We start from the raw sequence: 1,514 nt of genomic DNA, 5'->3' as shown, positions 1-1,514 counted from the left end.
CCCATTCGGCAGGCCGTCAACTAAGCCCGCCCGGCGGGTTGGGGAGCGAGTATCCGACTTTGGATTTGATCAACAAGGCCACTGGCACCAAGAAAGCGAGGCCTCACACAAATACAGGGCCGCAACAGGTATTCAACACACCGAACAATGCAACACACATCAATCCTGCAATACATTCCGCGCGTAATCGATGCCCTGCTGGATCTCCTGATTCAGGGTCGGCAGCATGCCGTCGATGGCCGCCTGTTCGACCGAGTGCACCGGGGAATAGTCCAGCACCTGCGCCACACCATCCGGTCCCAGCAACATCGGCTGACTGAAGAACCGCGCCTGCGGGTGACCGCCTTCGATATAGGCATATTCGCGGATATCCGCCTCCCCCTGCTTGGCCCGCACCAGCGACAGGCAGAAGCGCAGCGCGGCATAAGCCATGGCCAGGGTTGCCGAACCCGCACCGGCTTTGGCTTCCACCACCTCGGTACCCGCCTGCTGTACCCGGGCAATCAGGGCGCGCAACTGCTCGTCGGTGTAGTGCTCGGCGACATGGGAGAACAGGGGCACTATGGTCAAGCCGCTGTGGCCACCGACGACCGGCACCACAGGGGCATCGACCTCCCGGTTCATATCCAGGCAAAAGGACTCGGAACGCGCCACATCCAGCGAGGTGAGGCCGAACAAGCGGCGCGGATCATAGACCCCGAGCTGGGTCAGGACCTCCGCGGCGATCGGCACCATGCTATTGACCGGATTGGTGATGATGGCAATCAGCGCCTTGGGGCACACCCGGCCGCAGTGCTGCACCAGATCCATGATGATACCGGCGTTGAACTTGAACAGGTCAGAGCGCTCCATCCCCGGCTTGCGGGCGATCCCCGCCGGGATCAACACGATATCTGCCCCCGCCAGCGCCGCCGAAGGATCTCGGCCGGTAAAACCGGCGACCTGTACGCGACTCGGGATATGGCTCAAATCCACCGCCACGCCCCGGGTCATGGGAGCCGGGTCGTAGAGTGCCAATTCGGAACCCGCTGGTAATTGCATTTTTAACAACAAGGATAACGGCTGACCAATCCCCCCTGCGGCACCCAGTACGACAACTTTCATCTATTGCTCCATGCAGCGAAGATCATATTAATAAACCCGGTGAGATGTAATGAATTAACAACAAACAAAACAATTCACTCACAAACTATTCATCTTTTATTAGCGTCACAGCTATTTATTAACAAAAACAGCAACTGAGATATTTTTATCAATTTATCATGTAGTTACAGTGCAGTCATTCAGGAATAACCGAGCCATTTCACAAAATATAATATGGAATCGAAGAGTAATAATACTATTCAGGACCAGAAAACAAGGGATAATCCAGCATAGACAAATGCGCTATGAATACTCGCTGAAATAACCACAACCTATAGCAGACTATTATTTTCCTGATTACCATCGAGACTCAGCCAGCTTCAACAGGCGTTGTGGCATTGGAGCCGTTCGACAGCCGATCCTGACCAGTT

1 protein-coding gene is annotated in these 1,514 nt (G+C 55.0%); it reads right to left on the bottom strand.

Annotated features, from left to right (window positions below):
* Window positions 1-159 precede the first annotated feature (159 nt).
* A complete protein-coding gene (gene mdh / locus ACYVG7_RS10385) occupies window positions 160-1,104 on the bottom strand; it encodes a malate dehydrogenase (protein ID WP_460883045.1) in 945 nt (314 codons plus the stop codon).
* Window positions 1,105-1,514 lie beyond the last annotated feature (410 nt).

The sequence above is a fragment of the Pseudaeromonas pectinilytica genome, from assembly GCF_054780855.1.
Note: the sequence above shows the minus strand (reverse complement) of the source record. Positions and strands in the feature narration are given on the sequence as shown.

What these genes read in the sequence shown, in the direction of transcription:
- mdh (WP_460883045.1), bottom strand. Translation starts at nt 1,104, where the DNA reads ATGAAAGTTGTCGTACTGGGTGCCGCAGGGGGGATTGGTCAGCCGTTA.